The sequence below is a fragment of the Massilia violaceinigra genome, assembly GCF_002752675.1.
GTDB classification, from domain to species: Bacteria; Pseudomonadota; Gammaproteobacteria; order Burkholderiales; family Burkholderiaceae_D; genus Telluria_A; species Telluria_A violaceinigra.
Map to the genome: position 1 here is coordinate 3,691,343 of NZ_CP024608.1, position 15,082 is coordinate 3,706,424.

12 protein-coding genes are annotated in these 15,082 nt (G+C 60.9%); 4 read left to right on the forward strand and 8 right to left on the reverse strand.

Going from position 1 to position 15,082, the window contains the following annotated elements; all coding sequences use genetic code 11:
• Positions 1–39 precede the first annotated feature (39 nt).
• A complete protein-coding gene (locus CR152_RS16510) occupies positions 40–1,827 on the reverse strand; it encodes a GspE/PulE family protein (protein WP_229413423.1) in 1,788 nt (595 codons plus the stop codon).
• Positions 1,828–1,936: 109 nt separating this feature from the next.
• Complete coding sequence (locus CR152_RS16515; protein ID WP_099876132.1) at positions 1,937–2,161, reverse strand: hypothetical protein; 225 nt, start codon at positions 2,159–2,161, stop codon at positions 1,937–1,939.
• Between the two features lie 712 nt (positions 2,162–2,873).
• Here CR152_RS16515 and CR152_RS16520 point away from each other — a divergent pair.
• Positions 2,874–3,794, forward strand: a complete 921-nt coding sequence (locus CR152_RS16520) for a hypothetical protein (RefSeq protein WP_157778541.1) — start codon at positions 2,874–2,876, stop codon at positions 3,792–3,794.
• A gap of 492 nt (positions 3,795–4,286) precedes the next feature.
• Here CR152_RS16520 and CR152_RS16530 read toward each other — a convergent pair whose 3' ends face one another.
• The 4 genes from CR152_RS16530 to CR152_RS16545 all read right to left on the reverse strand — a co-directional run bounded on the left by CR152_RS16530 (position 4,287) and on the right by CR152_RS16545 (position 6,426).
• Positions 4,287–4,694 (reverse strand): hypothetical protein, encoded by a 408-nt coding sequence (locus CR152_RS16530; RefSeq protein ID WP_099876136.1) that lies wholly within the window; start codon positions 4,692–4,694, stop codon positions 4,287–4,289.
• 252 nt (positions 4,695–4,946) lie between these two features.
• Positions 4,947–5,270 carry a hypothetical protein gene (locus CR152_RS33035; RefSeq protein ID WP_157778542.1) on the reverse strand — a complete coding sequence of 108 codons (324 nt, stop codon included), beginning with the start codon at positions 5,268–5,270 and terminating at the stop codon, positions 4,947–4,949.
• Between the two features lie 155 nt (positions 5,271–5,425).
• On the reverse strand, positions 5,426–5,995 hold the full coding sequence (locus CR152_RS16540; RefSeq protein ID WP_157778543.1) for a hypothetical protein: 570 nt from the start codon (positions 5,993–5,995) through the stop codon (positions 5,426–5,428).
• 98 nt (positions 5,996–6,093) lie between these two features.
• Positions 6,094–6,426: an antibiotic biosynthesis monooxygenase family protein gene (locus CR152_RS16545; protein ID WP_099876141.1), complete on the reverse strand. Its 333-nt coding sequence runs from the start codon at positions 6,424–6,426 to the stop codon at positions 6,094–6,096.
• Between the two features lie 108 nt (positions 6,427–6,534).
• On the opposite strand from CR152_RS16545, the gene lepB reads away from it, so the two are divergent.
• Positions 6,535–7,455 carry a signal peptidase I gene (gene lepB / locus CR152_RS16550; RefSeq protein WP_099876143.1) on the forward strand — a complete coding sequence of 307 codons (921 nt, stop codon included), beginning with the start codon at positions 6,535–6,537 and terminating at the stop codon, positions 7,453–7,455.
• A gap of 9 nt (positions 7,456–7,464) precedes the next feature.
• Here the strand turns inward: lepB and CR152_RS16555 are convergent, their stop codons facing one another.
• Both CR152_RS16555 and CR152_RS16560 read right to left on the reverse strand, forming a co-directional pair.
• Positions 7,465–9,834: a GspE/PulE family protein gene (locus tag CR152_RS16555; protein ID WP_099876145.1), complete on the reverse strand. Its 2,370-nt coding sequence runs from the start codon at positions 9,832–9,834 to the stop codon at positions 7,465–7,467.
• 32 nt (positions 9,835–9,866) lie between these two features.
• Positions 9,867–10,757: an MBL fold metallo-hydrolase gene (locus CR152_RS16560; RefSeq protein ID WP_099882404.1), complete on the reverse strand. Its 891-nt coding sequence runs from the start codon at positions 10,755–10,757 to the stop codon at positions 9,867–9,869.
• A gap of 249 nt (positions 10,758–11,006) precedes the next feature.
• Between CR152_RS16560 and CR152_RS16565 the strand changes: the two genes are divergently transcribed.
• Complete coding sequence (locus tag CR152_RS16565) at positions 11,007–13,271, forward strand: CHASE2 domain-containing protein (RefSeq protein WP_099876147.1); 2,265 nt, start codon at positions 11,007–11,009, stop codon at positions 13,269–13,271.
• A gap of 221 nt (positions 13,272–13,492) precedes the next feature.
• A complete protein-coding gene (locus tag CR152_RS16570) occupies positions 13,493–15,076 on the forward strand; it encodes a ShlB/FhaC/HecB family hemolysin secretion/activation protein (protein WP_099876149.1) in 1,584 nt (527 codons plus the stop codon).
• Positions 15,077–15,082: the final 6 nt, after the last annotated feature.

The window sequence follows — 15,082 nt, forward strand, 5'->3', positions numbered from 1 at the left end:
GAATGCCGGTTGCGACCGGCGTTTTTTTTCGCGTGCGCGCTATCGAATGCAGACCTGGCGTACGGTGCGCAGGTCGGTGATGCCCAGCAGGACCTTCTCGATACCATCCATTTTCAGGGTCAGCATGCCGTCGTCCAGGGCGGCGGCGAGTAGCGTGGCGACCCGGCCGCGCTCCTGCAGCAGGCGCTTGATGTTGTCGGTGCCGATCATCAGTTCGTGCAGGCCGACCCGGCCCCGGTAGCCCTTGTTGCACTCGGCGCAGCCGCGCGCGCGGAACAAGGTGAAGTGGCCATCGCTGCCGGCATGGCGCGTGCGCCAGCCGTCCAGTAGCGCACTGCGCGCCTGCGCGGCCGCGCTGCCGGCGCCCTGGGCGTGGGGCAGGTCGGCGCAGTACTCGGCGAGCAGCTGCGCCATCTCGGCGCCGTCCGGCCGGTAGGGCTCCTTGCATGCGCCGCACAGGCGCCTGGCCAGGCGCTGCGCCAGCACCCCGAGCAGCGCGTCGGCGAAGTTGAACGGGTCCATGCCCATGTCGAGCAGGCGCACGATCGATTCCGGCGCGCTGTTGGTGTGCAGCGTGGCCAGCACCAGGTGCCCGGTCAGCGACGCCTCGATGCCGATGCCGACAGTTTCGCGGTCGCGCATCTCTCCGACCATGATCACGTCCGGATCGGCCCGCAGGAAGGCCCGCATCACGGTCGCGAAATCGAGCCCCGCCTTGCGGTTGACCTGCACCTGGCGCAGGCCTTTCTGCGTGATTTCGACCGGGTCTTCGGCGGTCCAGATCTTGGTGTCGGGCGTGTTCAGGTAAGCGAGCAGGGAGTGCAGGGTAGTGGTCTTGCCCGAGCCGGTGGGCCCGCACACGAAGAACAGGCCGTGCGGCTTGTCGACCGCCGAGCGCAGGCGCGCCAGGTTGTGCGGCAGCACGCCCAGCTGGTCGAGCGCCATGGCGTCGCCGGCCGGCAGGATGCGCATGACGATATCCTCCACCCCGCCGGCGGAGGGAATCGTGGCCACGCGCAGTTCGATGTCGAGCGGGCCGTATTTTTTGAACTTGATCTTGCCGTCCTGCGGTTTGCGCCGCTCCGACGTATCGAGGTCGCACATGATCTTCACGCGGGCCACCAGCGCATTGCGGTAGCTGGCCGGGATGTCGATGTAGGGCACCAGCGCACCATCCTTGCGAAAGCGGATTGCGGTGCGCCCGTTGCCGGGCAGCGGCTCGATGTGGATGTCGGACACGCCCTGGCGGCTTGCATCCATGATCACCTTGTTGACCAGCTTGACCAGTTCATTCTCGACCGCCTGCGACACCGGCTGCACGGCTTCGCCGTCGCTGTCGTCGTGCGCCATGCCGGACAAGACCTCGCGCAGTGAGCTGCCGTCGCTGCGAGCGGTGGTGCCGAAGAACTGGTCCACCGTCTGCCGGAACTCGGCGCGCGTGGTGACGCACCAGGCTAGGGTCGACTTGGGGAACACCTGATTGACGATGCGGCTGGCGCGCACCCGCTCCGGATCGAGCGCGAGCACCAGCAGCCCGTCCTTATCTTCGTCGAGCGGCAGCCACTGGTTTTCTTCGACGTACTGGGCCTTGAGGTTGCGCAGCAGGAAGCCGGGCTTCATGCGGCCCGGCGCAAACGGCTCGTACGGCACCTTGAAGTGGCGCGCCAGTGCCTGTCCGATGGCCGCCAGCGGCACCTGAAAGTCCATGACCAGCACTTCCTCGATGTCGAGCAGTTGAGCGTGCGCCGCGTGGTGCGCGCGTTCGAGCTCGGCGGCGGACAGCAGCGCGTCCGTTACCAGCGCCTCGTACTTGGTATGCGATTGCATGCGGTTCCCGTCATCGCCTTCTGCGAAAACCATCATCATGTAGATTTTTTGACAATGCCAGCTTGATCCCCCTCACGCGTGCCGGCGGAACCGGCTGGGCGGCGCCGTGTCAGTCAGGGCCGAGCAAGTCGTGTGCGTCGAGGATGGCGTAGATGATTTCCGGATGCCGGTCGAGGCAGCGCCGAATGGCGGTCGGGACCGCCTGGCGGGTCTTGCGGCACAGGCCCGGCCGTTCGGCGAGCACGATGCTCAGGCCGTCCTTGCCGGAAAGCACGCCGGACCAGATATCCCGGCGTCTTTTGCACTGCTGCTCATGAGCGAATCGGAGGGGCAACGTTGTTCCAGTAGCCCTCTTCGGTAGCCAGCCCAGGCGTGCCTTCGTGAAGCGAAGCTTTTTGAAAAGCAGCGTAATTGCTGCTTCGATAGCTTTAAGCTTCGCTGGGATTGTGTCGCCGTTATCAACTCGGCCAGAAGTTTACCGACAAAAAACCGCGCACTTACGCATTGGATACATAGAAAGCTACACAGTTTCTCGTACGCTAGGCACCTCGCCCTTAGCCAATCTCAGCGGTTTTGGCAGTTCAGCCCGTGCAAAATAATTCGCGAAAAAATTCAGATTGCGAACCCAATTAAATACGGGAAGCCGCGCCCGTGGCCACTAATTTCTCGATATAAATTTACTAGAAAAAATTCTGCCGTTAATTAAGGCTAGCTCAAGTTAAGTAAACAAAAAAATCCTCATTTTTGAGGTTCTTTGTCCTTGGTTCTATTGGACAGGCTTACATTCAGCTAGTAGCATAAACTTCGTCGCACAAAAAAACCATCAATTGCATATAGGTAAGGCATCGAGAGATTGGAGGTGCATGTATTCCAAGAATCCTACACTTTAAATATATTATATTTGCGCATGAGGAATGTTTTTCCGATGCGGGCGTAACAGGTATTTTTCGAAAAGAAATTTTACCAATTAACTTCTATTAGAGTCGCGTAGCAGGCATTACCCATGTCGGTGAAGTGCAAATCCAGCGATGAAAGAGTTTATATTTATGAAAACTTTAATTTTGGCAAAGATTGTTGTCTTGCTATCGATGTTCGGATGCTGTTCGCTCAGTTATGCGGGAGTTCCTACGTCACAGCGGCTACAAAGTTTTATCGCGAAAACCGATGCGATTTCAACAAGCGGCAAGCCGACTGCGGAAAGAGCCAAATTAGTCTATGCGGAGTACATGAAAAATTTCGAAGCTGATGCGACGGCCATAGGTGATGACGAACTAGCCGAATTTTTCGAGGCAACGCAGCATATGATGTTTTATACTCTAGACAAGTCCCAATTGCCTTCATTTGAAAGGATGTTTGCTCGCTTAGCTGACGCGGGCAAGGCAACATCGGAACAATACGGAAAGTTATTGCAGATGTATTACGCACTTCGCGAGTTCGAAAAAGCAAATACTTTTTTAAATCGATATGGCCAAAAGCCCTCATCGGGGGGGATAATCAAGATAAACGACTTGGCAAGCCCGTCGGCGCCGCGAACCGGCTGGTTTTTGCGGGATAACCGCAGTTTAACTCGGCTAGATTTGGATTTGAATACAGGGAGGCATCTTGTTATTATTACCTCCCCTTATTGCCCTTTCGCACTCAAGGCACTGTCGGCAATTGAGAGTGATTCAACGCTGGCACCTTTGCTACGTCGGCGAGTTACGGTTATGGTAATGCAGGATTTCAATTTCTTTTACGATAAATATGCTCATTGGAACCAAATGCATCCACTACTTCCTCTTGTCTTAACGCATAGTCGCGAGGAATGGCCTGAAGTGTCCCATTGGGTATCGCCTCTGTTTTTGTTTTTCCGCGATGGTAAGCTGGAGTCTAAATTTTCAGGATGGCCATCCGATGAAGATTTGGATAAGGTGTATAGAGGGTTGGGACTCACTTTTTCTTCCGCGAAAGCTATCACACAGGAATAGCTCATTCAGGACCCCGTCCGCAACTCAACATATCACTTTAGATGTTTGCCTGAAGGGCCATGCCAGCATCGCAATGGCTATGACCCGAATCCACCCAAGTCAAGGATTTCGTCCGTGCTCAACATGGCTTTTGAGCCAGGTGTTTATGAGGTTTCGGTTTGGGTTTCTGCGGTTTTGACAGGTTCTCGATGGAGGTAGGTCTGTTTCGCAAGCAGGTTCAGCACCTCGCGCAAGCGCCTGGCGACCATTTTCCCGAGCAGCAGGGCCGGCATCACAGGTTTGAACGCAGTGTCCGCTTAGGGATGGTTGATGTGGTCGATTTCGCGCAGGGTCGCCTGCTCATGGGCGGTCAACGACCAGAGTCTGCAAGTTGTCGCACATGATTTTGGCGGTGACATCCTGTACCACGGCCTGCTGGGACACGCCGGAAACATGCTTAAGATTGAGGCGGTGCTTGAGCTGGCGGAACCGGCAGGGCAGGGCAGTGCTGTGTCAGTCAGGACCAAGCAAGTCGTGAGCGTCTAGGATGGCGTAGATAATTTCCGGATGCCGGTCGAGGCAGCGCCGGATGGCGGTCGGGACCGCCTGGCGGGTCTTGCGGCACAGGCCCGGCCGTTCGGCGAGCACGATGCTCAGGCCGCGCGCGCTGCGTACCTCATTGTTGCTGGGCGTGATATGCAGCACCACGCCCAGATGGCTGTGCAAGCGCTCGGCCAGTTTGTTCAGGTCCTCGTAGGTGGCGATATTGTCGATGTGCGCGAGCAGCTTCTTTTCTTCTTCGCGCGTCAGGCGCAGGATGCGCGTGTCGCTGTCGGCATCGGCCAGCAAGGTCTCGCGCTGGCACACGCAGGCACCAGGCGGACATTCTGTTCGGATGGGGAAGGGAAATGCCTGGAGCATCGTCATCAATCGCGGCAGCGGTGGGGCACGGCGGAATCACAGGGTAGCGCTGGAGCGGTGGGGCTGTCAATCGCTGCCCGCGATCGCGACTTTAGCTGGTGCGCATGTCTGGTCCGGCAACCTGCCGGACAAAACGCATCAGTTTCGGCCAGAACCGGGCATCGATGACGCTCTCTTTGTCCAGGTTGAGTGCCTATCCAGGCACGCCATACACAGCGAGTTTTTCGCTCGACTGGAGTGTTCCGATCGCGATCAGTTCGAGGAACAGCCCAATGTAATCTTTTTCGCAGTTATGGCGATGCAGCCATCAGTCAAATAAATGTAAGTTGCCATTCCGCCGTCATTGGGGCGCCAATAATTTACATTGCCGGCAAAAGCATTCTTTTGAAGTTGGTCTAAATCGGAAATTTGAGATATTGATTCGACGCCCTCGAATACGATTACTATTTCCTTGCGTTTAGAGTCATCAGGATTCGCATAATATCCCACTGTGATTTTTACGGTTTTAGCTAAAAAATCCGTCTCCATCGATTTTAGGAGTGCATCGTGCAGCTCAATTTCATCCACATCATTCATGGTATTGCAGTCTCCTTTATGATCCTATCCGGAATGGCCAATTCTGCAAGCCGCAAGACTTCCAGTTGCTTTAACCTTGATGCCAAGCCCTATCCATATCCTTGAAAGAGGGCCTGTATATTTTAGTGTCCTTGCGTTAGGCAGTTCCCCTGTTTTTAGTCGTAGTGGATGAACGAATTTTTTGCGGTGACTTTTCCATCAGGGCTGAGGGAGACATCACAGTATGCTTTTTCAAACATGAAGCCGTTGAATAGGAAGGTGTGTTGCCCCATCGGAAAACGTTCTTGAGGAAACCCATAGTGTCGAACAGAAACCTTGCCGCCAGGTTCCTTTTCGAAACCAATATTTTTTTCAAATTTTTCGATCTCCACTGAGATATCAGAGCCCAACTGGATTCCGTCACAATAGACCCGTGCCGACCTTTCAGCGGACCAGTTCGAATACCATACGAAAGCCAGGACGGCACCCGGAACGACAATAATTCCGATGGCGACTTTCAAAAGTGAATTGACGACGTCCTTCTTGGACTCCGATAAAGAAAGCATATTTAAGTTGATAATTCCGTAAAATATTCCGAGGTACTTGCAATATTTCTGGCGGTGGTGGTGGCGAGCAGAGATGAACGCCTGATTAGGCATTTTTTGCCAAGAATTTGCCCGATCTGAGTTTGTCAGTGCCAGCAGGCAAAACATCGAATGCGACATCATCTTGTCGGGCATGGTCATGACAGACATCCTGCATGCGCGCCGGATTCGTCGCGACTCAAGGAATCGGATCCCCTATTGTGCTGGCTGAACTCAAGTCGTCCCGCCATGTCCTGACTTCAAATATTGATAGCTGGTACGTTGATGCGGTGTCCAAGTTCCGCATTCCCGTACGTGCGCACCACCTCCGAAATTACCACGTGATACCCATCGAGCCATCTGGCTTGCGCCGCCTTGGCTTGCAGATGCGCCGGGTGCTGCATCAACGCCTGCAGCGCTTCCAGGCTCTCCCAGTAATACACGTTCGAAAACAGGCCGGTCGCGCGATTTTCCCACGCCTCTTCACCCAGATAGCCGGGCAGCGCCTTGGCGGCGTCGGCGATGAGTTTGTCGAGCTGATGGAATTCTTCGTCGAGATGTTTGGTGCCGAAGATAAAAGTGGAGGAGTACATGGCCTTGATGGGGAATGAGTGAGCTGCGATTGTGCCATGTTGGTATCGATATTGCTGGCCAATCATAATTGCATGAGAGAATGCCGCACATTATCATGAAGGAATGCCGTGAACTGGAAGCCGAACAAGTGGATCGCCACTGCCCTGAACATCTTTTTCTCCCCGCTCGGCTTGGTGTACGCCGGCGCGCCGCGCCTGGCCGCGCTGGTGTTCGGCGGTGCCCTGCTGCTGATGTGCGCTATTTTCTTCCTGCTGCCGGGACCCCTTTCCGCTACCGTCATGGTGGCGTTCCAGGTGGCGCTGGCGGTGGTATGCATGAGCGCCGCCTATCGGATTGCCGCGCGCGCGCCGGTGCGCGCGGTCAGGCCCGTGTCCACGCGCTGGCATGCCCTGCTGGCGATCATGCTGACGTATTTCACCACTGTCGTCGGCCTGCGTGCCTTCTTTTACGAGACCTTTCGCGCGCCGTCCACGTCGATGGCGCCGGCCATTGAATCGGGCGCCCATCTGCTCGTGCAGAAATGGGGCTACGGGCATGCCAGCTCCTTCGGGATCACCTTCGCATCGCGTCCGATTTCCGCGCCAATGACACGGGGCGATCTGATCGTGTTCGAGTTTCCGCGTGATCCGAGCCAGCAATACATCAAGCGGCTGGTGGGTCTGCCGGGCGACAAAGTCGCATACCGCGACCGCCAGCTCTTCGTCAATGGCGCTGCCGCGCGGCTGCGCGAGCTCGAAGCATACGTGGAACCGGAACAGCAGGTGACCTTCCGGCGCTTCGAAGAGCAACTCGGCAACGTGCGCTTTCAAACCTTGCTGCGCACGGGCGAGGCCCGCGGCATCAACGAGCCCGATGATTTCGCGTTCAAAGAAAACTGCGTCCACGAAACCATGGCGATGCAATGCGAGGTCCCGCCCGGTCACTACTTCGTCATGGGCGACAATCGCGATAACAGTTACGACAGCCGCTATTGGGGCTTTGTCCGCGCCAACCAGGTGGTCGGCAAGGTGGTGCGCATCATGCAGTAAGGTGCCGACTTACTTGATGCACACCTGGCGCACCATCTTGATATCGGTGATCCCGGAGAGCACCTTTTCGATGCCATCCATTTTCAGCGTCATCATGCCGTCTTCCAGCGCCGCGGCGAGCAGGGCGGCCACGCGGCTGTGCTCCTGCAGCAGCTTCTTGACCTTGTCGGTGCCGATCATCAGTTCGTGCAAACCGACTCGCCCGCGGTAGCCCTTGTTGCATTCAGCGCAGCCGACCGCCCGGTACAAGGTAAATTTGCCGTCCGCGTTGGCATAGCGCTGGCGCCAGCCGGCCAGCACCTGCGCGCGTCCCGCGTCCGGGTCGGTGATGAAGGCCTCGGTCGAGAGCAGTTCGGTGCAAAATTCGGTAAGCATCAGCTCCACCTCGGCCGCATCGGGATGGTAGGCCACCTTGCAAGAGGAGCACAGGCGCTTGGCCAGGCGCTGCGCCAGGATGCCGAGCAGCGCATCGGCAAAATTGAATGGGTCCATCCCCATGTCGAGCAGGCGCACGATCGATTCCGGCGCGCTGTTGGTGTGCAGGGTCGCCAGTACCAGGTGGCCGGTGAGCGAGGCTTCAATGCCCATGCTGACCGTTTCCTTGTCGCGCATTTCGCCGACCATGATCACGTCCGGGTCGGCCCGCAGGAACGCCCGCATCACGGTGGCGAAGTCCAGCCCCGCCTTGCGGTTGACCTGCACCTGGCGCAGCCCCTTTTGCGTGATTTCGACGGGGTCTTCGGCGGTCCAGATCTTGGTGTCGGGCGTGTTGAGGTGGCTGAGCACCGAGTGCAGCGTGGTGGTCTTGCCCGAACCGGTCGGCCCGCACACGAAAAACAGGCCGTACGGCTTCTCGATGGCGGCGCGCAGGCGCTCCAGGTTAAACGGCAGCACGCCCAGCTTGTCGAGCGGGATCGGCTCACCGGCGGCCAGGATGCGCATCACGATGTCCTCGACCCCGCCCGACGAGGGAATGGTCGCCACGCGCAGCTCGATGTCGAGCGGGCCGTATTTCCTGAATTTGATCTTGCCGTCCTGCGGTTTGCGCCGCTCCGAAATATCGAGGTCGCACATGATCTTCACGCGGGCGACCAGCGCATTGCGGTAGCTGGCCGGAATTTCGATGTAGGGCACCAGCGAGCCATCCTTGCGAAAGCGGATGCCGGTCTTGCCCTTGCCCGGCAGCGGCTCGATGTGGATGTCCGACACGCCCTGGCGGTAGGCATCCATGATCACCTTGTTGAGCAGCTTGACCAGCTCATTTTCGACGGCGGCCGAGACGTCGAGCGTGCCCTCGCCATCCACGTCGTCCTGGTCCATCCCGGACAGCAGTTCGCCCACCGAGCCACCTTCGGCATCGACGGCGGCGCCGAAGAACTGTTCGGCGGTGCGCCGGAAGTCCTCGCGCGTGGTCACGCGGTAGACCACTTTGGCCTTGGGGAAGATCTGGTTGACGATCTTGCTGGTGTTGATGCGTTCCGGATCGAGCGCCATCACCACCAGGCCCTCGGTGGTTTCTTCGAGCGGCAGCCACTGGTTTTCCTCAACGTACTGCGCCTTGAGGTTGCGCAGCAGCTCGCCCGGCTTGATCCGGTCCGGCTTGTACGGCTCGTACGGCGTGGCGAAAAACTTCGCCAGCGATTCGCCGATCGCCTGCGCGCGCACCTGGAACTCCTTGATCAGCACTTCTTCGATATCGAGGTTCTTCTTGCGCGCCGAGCGCGTGGCCAGTTCCAGCTCGGGCGCCGACAGCACCGCCTCGTGCACCAGCCCCACGTACTTGGTGCGCACCGTCTGCGGCGGTTTGAGGCGCTGGCTGAAGGCCACCGACAAGGTTTCGCACAGATCGCGCACGCCTTCCTCGCACACTTTGGAGAACGGCCCGCCCTTGCGGTTGTTGATGAACTGGATCACGCCGAGCAGTTCGTTCGACTGCACCGTCAGCAGCGGCGCGACCAGCATTTCGCGCGTGCGGTAGCCGGTGCGCTGGTCCACCCCGCTCTGGAAGTGCAGGCCGGGCGCGAGGCGCCGCAATTCTTCCTCGTCGTAGGCGTCGCGGATGTTCAGGGCCTTGCGGCTCATGGCCACGAAGCCGGCGATACTGCTCGGCGAGATCGACAGGCGCAGCTCGCGGAAGGTCGTCAGGCCGGTCTTGACCTTGGAGACGATATGGTCGTTCTCGGGCGTGACCGCGTACAGGGTGAAGCGGTCGCAATCGAACAGGTCGCAAAAATCCATGCCCAGGTCGAGCATGATTTCATCGAGATTGGCGGTCGCGTGAATCTTGTTCGTGACCGCCTGCAGCCGTCTGGAGAAGTCCAGGCGCGCGCCCGTGTCTTCGTCGTTACCACCTTGCTTGCCGCTTGCCGCTTCGTTCATGAGTGTTTTCGCTTTCGACAGGTGAGCCAGGTTCAGTTCAGTGCGACTTCGAGGCCTTCGTAGGCCAGCACCACCCGCAGGCCGGCGGGCAGCGGCCCGTGGCGCTCCAGCGCATCGGCGAAGACGGCTTCGAGTTCGTCGTCGCCGCGGGTCGGTTCATGGTGGGTGCAGTACAGCGTGCGCGCTCCGACCCGCACCGCGGCCGCCAGCGCGGCGTCGAAGGTGCCGTGCCCCCAGCCGCGCTTGGACGGGTACTCGCCCTGCGTGTACGAGCAGTCGAAAATGAGCGCATCGACGCCCTGCATGGCGTGGTCGATGTCGCGCTGGCGCTGTTCCATCTGCAGCTGGTACGGCGCATGGCGCGCGTCTTCCTCCGGATACAGGTTGTAGAAGGGTTCATGGTCGCCCGTGAAAAACAGCGACTTGCCGTTGCAGCTGATGCGGTAGCCCAGATTGGCCACCGGGTGGTTCATGACCACGTTCTCGACCACCGCGTCGCCCACCGCGACGGCCACGCCCACGTCGAGCGTGCGGTATTCGATGGTGGCCGCCATCTGCGCTTCGCCGACGGGGAAATAACTGTTCTGGAGCTGCACGCCCATGATGTGTTCGATGCCCTGGCCGGTCGCTTCGTCGCGCGCGCCGTGCAGGCGCACCCGGCTCGTGGGGATGAACAATGGCGTGAAGAAGGGCAGGCCGTGGATATGGTCCCAGTGGCTGTGGGTGATGAAAATGTTCGCGTTCACCGGCAGGCGCGTGAGCAGGTCCTGGGCCAGCGCGAAAATGCCGGTACCGCCGTCGAGGATGATCAGGGTGCCGTCGTCGGTGCCCACTTCAATGCAGGTGGTGTTGCCGCCATAGCGGGCGGTGCGCGGTCCCGGCGATGGAATCGAGCCGCGCACGCCCCAGAAGCGCAATTTCATGTCGTCACTCTCATGGCCGAAATCGTCGATGTTGCAATTACGGTCGATCATAGCGGTTTTGCCTCCGCATGGCTGCAAAATTTACCTGCGGAATCGGCCGCGCCCGCTTTCGTGCCGTTTTGCCCACGTTTTTCGCGCGGCGGTGTACAGGGCCGGCGGGCGGCGCTACACTCGTCCGTATTACCATGAAGTAATGGTATGGCGGCATACTGAGACGGGCGGGACCATCCTCATGCAAGCGACTGACCGATGACAAAGCGTGTGCGCATGCTGCGCAAGTACGGCCCGCGCTGGCTGCTCGGGCTGGCCCTGACCGTGCTGGCGGCGCTGTCCACGCTCGGCTTTTTTCACAGCGATTCGATCGAGCGCATGGATGGCTTCGTGGCCGGCCTGCGCATGCGCATCGAGGCGCCCGTGCTGGACGCGCGCGTGGTGATCGTCGATATCGATGAAAAGAGCCTGGCCGCGATCGGGCGCTTTCCGTGGAGCCGCAATATCCAGGCCAACCTGGTCACGCAGCTCACGCGCCACTACGGGGCCGGCGCGGTCGGTTTCGATATCTCCTTTCCCGAGCCGGATACCTCGTCCGGCTACGCCGTGCTCGAACGCCTCGCCAACGACCAACTGGCCGGGGTGGCGGGCCTGAAGGCGCAGCTGGCGGACCTGAAAGCGGGCATGGATTACGACGGCCTGCTGGCCGAGGCCCTGCGCGGCCAGAACGTGGTCCTCGGCTACAACGTGTCGGACAAGCTGCGCAAGGGCGTGCTGCCGGCCCCCGCGTTCACCCTGGAGAGCCTGAACGGGCGCGAGCTGCTGGCCTACACCTCAAGCGGGTACGAGGCCAATATCGCGCGCTTGCAGCAGGCCGCCGCCGGCGCCGGCATCTTTACCGCGTCGACCGATGCCGATGGCGTGATCCGCTCCTCTATTCTGCTGCAGCGCATTGGCGACGCCTATTACCCGTCGCTGTCGCTGGCCACGGCGGCCGTGTATCTCAAGGCGCGCGCCATCGCGCCGTATTTCGACACCACCGTCGAACAGATGTCGGACGCCCAAAAGGATAGCGGCGGCGCCGCCTTCATCTCGCTGTTCCTGCCGCGCGGCCAGCTGCGTATTCCGGTGGGCGAGGGGCTGACCACCTACGTGCAGTTTCGCGGGCGCGGCGGGCCTGGCGGCGGCGCGTTCCGCTATGTGTCGGCGGCCGACGTGCTCACCGGCGCGGTGCCGCCCGCACAGTTAAGGGGCGCGCTGGTGCTGGTCGGCTCCACCGCGCCGGGCATCAACGACCTGCGCGTCACACCCGTCAATCCGGAATACCCGGGCGTGGAGGTGCACGCCAACCTGCTCAAGTCCATCCTCGACAACGACTTCAAGGCGCGCCCGTCCGAGGCCTACCTGTTCGAGTGCCTGCAAGTGCTGGTCTTCGGCCTGGTGCTGGCGCTGGTGCCGGCGCTGCTCTCGCCCCTGCGCGCCGTGCTGCTGACGACGGCGGCGCTGGCGGCGGCCATCGGCATCAATTTCTATCTTTATTATGATGCCGACATGGTGCTCAACGCCGCCGTGCTGGTGTTGCTGATCCTGGCGCTGTTTGTGCTCAATCTCGGCTTCGGCTACTTTGTCGAGGTGCGCAAGAGCCAGGCGCTGGTGTCGCGCTTTCGCGAGTACGTCGCGCCCGAACTGGTGGCCGAAATGGCTGAAAATCCCGAGCAGTACACCATGGATGGCGAAAGCCGCGAACTGACCGTGCTGTTCATCGACGTGCGCGGCTTTACCACCATCTCGGAGCAGCTCACGCCCAAGGCCCTGCGCGAATATATTAATCTGTACCTGACGGCCATGTCGGAAGATATCCGCGACAGCCACTGCGGCACGCTCGATAAATACATCGGCGACGCCGTCATGGCCTTCTGGGGCGCGCCGGTGGCCTTTGCCGACCATGCCCGGCGCGCGGTCGCCACGGCGCTCCTGATGCAGGCCGGCGCCGCGCGCCTCGATCTTGAATTCCAGGCGCGCGGCTGGCCGCCCCTGAAGGTGGGGATCGGCATCAACAGCGGCTTGATGCACGTGGGTGACATGGGCTCGAAAATCCGCCGCGCCTATACGGTGATGGGCGACGCCGTCAATCTCGGCGCGCGCCTGGAGGGCATCACCAAGGTGTACGGCGTGGGCATCGCGGCGGGGGAGGCGAGCCGCCACGCCGCGCCGCAATTCGTCTGGCGCGAACTGGACCTGGTGCGGGTCAAGGGCAAGCACGAACCGGTCGCCATCTTCGAGCCGCTCGGACCGGCGGGCTCGCTGGACGACGCGGCCAGCGCTCGCCTGGCCACCTGGCACGCCGCGCTGGCACTGGTGCGCGCGCAGCAGTGGGACGCCGCCGAGGTGATCCTCCGCCAGCTTCTTGCAGACGAGCCTGCTTGCATCCTGTACCGGCTTTACCTCGACCGCATCACCTTTTACCGTGCCCACCCGCCGGCCCCGGGCTGGGATGGTGTTACCACTTTCGAAACGAAATAGCGCGCCGGGCGTGGTCGTTTTTGCTTGCATTTGTCATTCTCTCAACGCCGGCTGACTCCGCCATACAACGCTTCGCAGAAATCGGCCGGATCGGGCAGGAATTTCTCACTCGCACGAGGCAGCACGATTACACTCGACAGACAAACGCAAGCTGTGTTGCCAATGCTTTCCTCCGGGGTTGAACCTATGTCAACGATAAAAACACACCGTAGAGCTCATTCATGAAACGACCTTTTGCCCGCCTCGCCGCCGGCGCCGTGCTGGCCGCCGCCGTGGGAGCGGCCTGGGCGAACGAGCCCGCCGCGACCGATCCCATCCGCTTCGACATCAGCCGCTTCGACGTGGCCGGCAACACCTTGCTCGCCTCGTCCGAGATCGACGCCGCGCTGCGACCGTTCGCCGGCAGCGGGCGCGATTTCGGCGACGTCCAGCGCGCGCTCGAAGCGCTCGAAGCGCTGTACCACGCGCGCGGCTACCAGGTCGTCACGGTGCGCCTGCCCGAGCAGGAACTGAACCGCGGCGTGGTGCGCCTGGACGTGGTGCAGACCAACATCGGCCGCATTCTCGTCAGTGGCAACAAGGTGGTCGATGAAGCCAACGTGCGGCGTGCCCTGCCGGCCCTGCAGCCTGGCCGCACGCCCAACCTGGACCAGGTCTCGGCCAACCTGCGCATGGCCAACCAGAACCCGGCCCGCAAGATCAGCCTGAACCTGCAGAACGGCTCCGCCGACGACGAACTCGACGCCCGGCTGGCGGTCGTCGACGACAAGCCGTGGACGGTCATGGTCAATCTCGACAATACCGGCACCGGGCAAACCGGCAAGACCCACGCCGGCGTGGTCTTGCAGCACGCCAACCTGTGGGGGCGCGACCATGTGGGCAGCGTGCAGTACACCACCACGGTCGAGGAACCGGGCAAGGTCAGCGTGTACGGCGCGGGATATCACATTCCTTTATATGTGCTGGGCGATTCGGTCGACCTGTACGCCAGCTACTCGGACATCGATTCGGGCGCGGTCACGGCCGGCATCTTCAACCTGGCCGTCAGCGGCAAGGGCACGGTGGCCGGGGTGCGCTACAACCAGACCCTGGCGCGGCGCGGCAGCCTCGATCCACGCCTGGTGTACGGGTTCGATCACAAGGCGTACAAGAACAGCGTACTGCTTGCAGGCCAGAATTTCGGCAATGACATCACCGTCCATCCGCTCAGCGTGACCTACCTGGCCAGCACGCCGCTGGCCGGGGGCGACGTCAATTTTTCGGCCGGACTGGTGCGCAACCTGCCCGGCGGCAGCCGTGGCGGCAGCGCCGATTTCGCGCGCACCCGCGCCGGCGCCAAGGCGGGCTACACCGTGGCGCGCTTGGCGGCCGGCTTGAACCGCGCCTTCGGTGCCGACTGGCAGCTGCGCGCATTGCTCAACGGCCAGATCACGGGCGACGCCCTGGTTCCGGGCGAGCAGTTCGGCGCCGGCGGCGCCTCGTCGGTGCGCGGCTTCGACGAGCGTGCCGTGTCCACCGATTCGGGCATCTTGGCCAACCTGGAAGTCTACACCCCCAATTTCTGCGCCGCGCGCCAGCGCTGGCAGTGCCGCGTGCTGGGCTTTGTCGACGCCGCCCACGGCCGCCGCAACGAGGCGCTGCCGGGCGAAGCGGCGCGCGCCACCGTGTCCAGCGTCGGCCTGGGCTGGCGTTTTTCGATGGGCAATTCGCTCAACATGCAGATCGATTACGGCCACGTGCTGCGCCGGGATGCCGGCGTGAGCGACAAGAATAAAGTGCATGTGCGCGTAGGCCTGGCCTATTAAAGGTGA

Coding starts and splice junctions, on each gene's coding strand:
- CR152_RS16510 (WP_229413423.1), bottom strand. CDS start 1,827: ATGCAATCGCATACCAAGTACGAGGCGCTGGTAACGGACGCGCTGCTG.
- CR152_RS16520 (WP_157778541.1), top strand. CDS start 2,874: ATGAAAACTTTAATTTTGGCAAAGATTGTTGTCTTGCTATCGATGTTC.
- CR152_RS16530 (WP_099876136.1), bottom strand. CDS start 4,694: ATGCTCCAGGCATTTCCCTTCCCCATCCGAACAGAATGTCCGCCTGGT.
- CR152_RS33035 (WP_157778542.1), bottom strand. CDS start 5,270: ATGAATGATGTGGATGAAATTGAGCTGCACGATGCACTCCTAAAATCG.
- CR152_RS16540 (WP_157778543.1), bottom strand. CDS start 5,995: ATGACCATGCCCGACAAGATGATGTCGCATTCGATGTTTTGCCTGCTG.
- CR152_RS16545 (WP_099876141.1), bottom strand. CDS start 6,426: ATGTACTCCTCCACTTTTATCTTCGGCACCAAACATCTCGACGAAGAA.
- CR152_RS16555 (WP_099876145.1), bottom strand. CDS start 9,834: ATGAACGAAGCGGCAAGCGGCAAGCAAGGTGGTAACGACGAAGACACG.
- CR152_RS16560 (WP_099882404.1), bottom strand. CDS start 10,757: ATGAAATTGCGCTTCTGGGGCGTGCGCGGCTCGATTCCATCGCCGGGA.
- CR152_RS16565 (WP_099876147.1), top strand. CDS start 11,007: ATGACAAAGCGTGTGCGCATGCTGCGCAAGTACGGCCCGCGCTGGCTG.
- CR152_RS16570 (WP_099876149.1), top strand. CDS start 13,493: ATGAAACGACCTTTTGCCCGCCTCGCCGCCGGCGCCGTGCTGGCCGCC.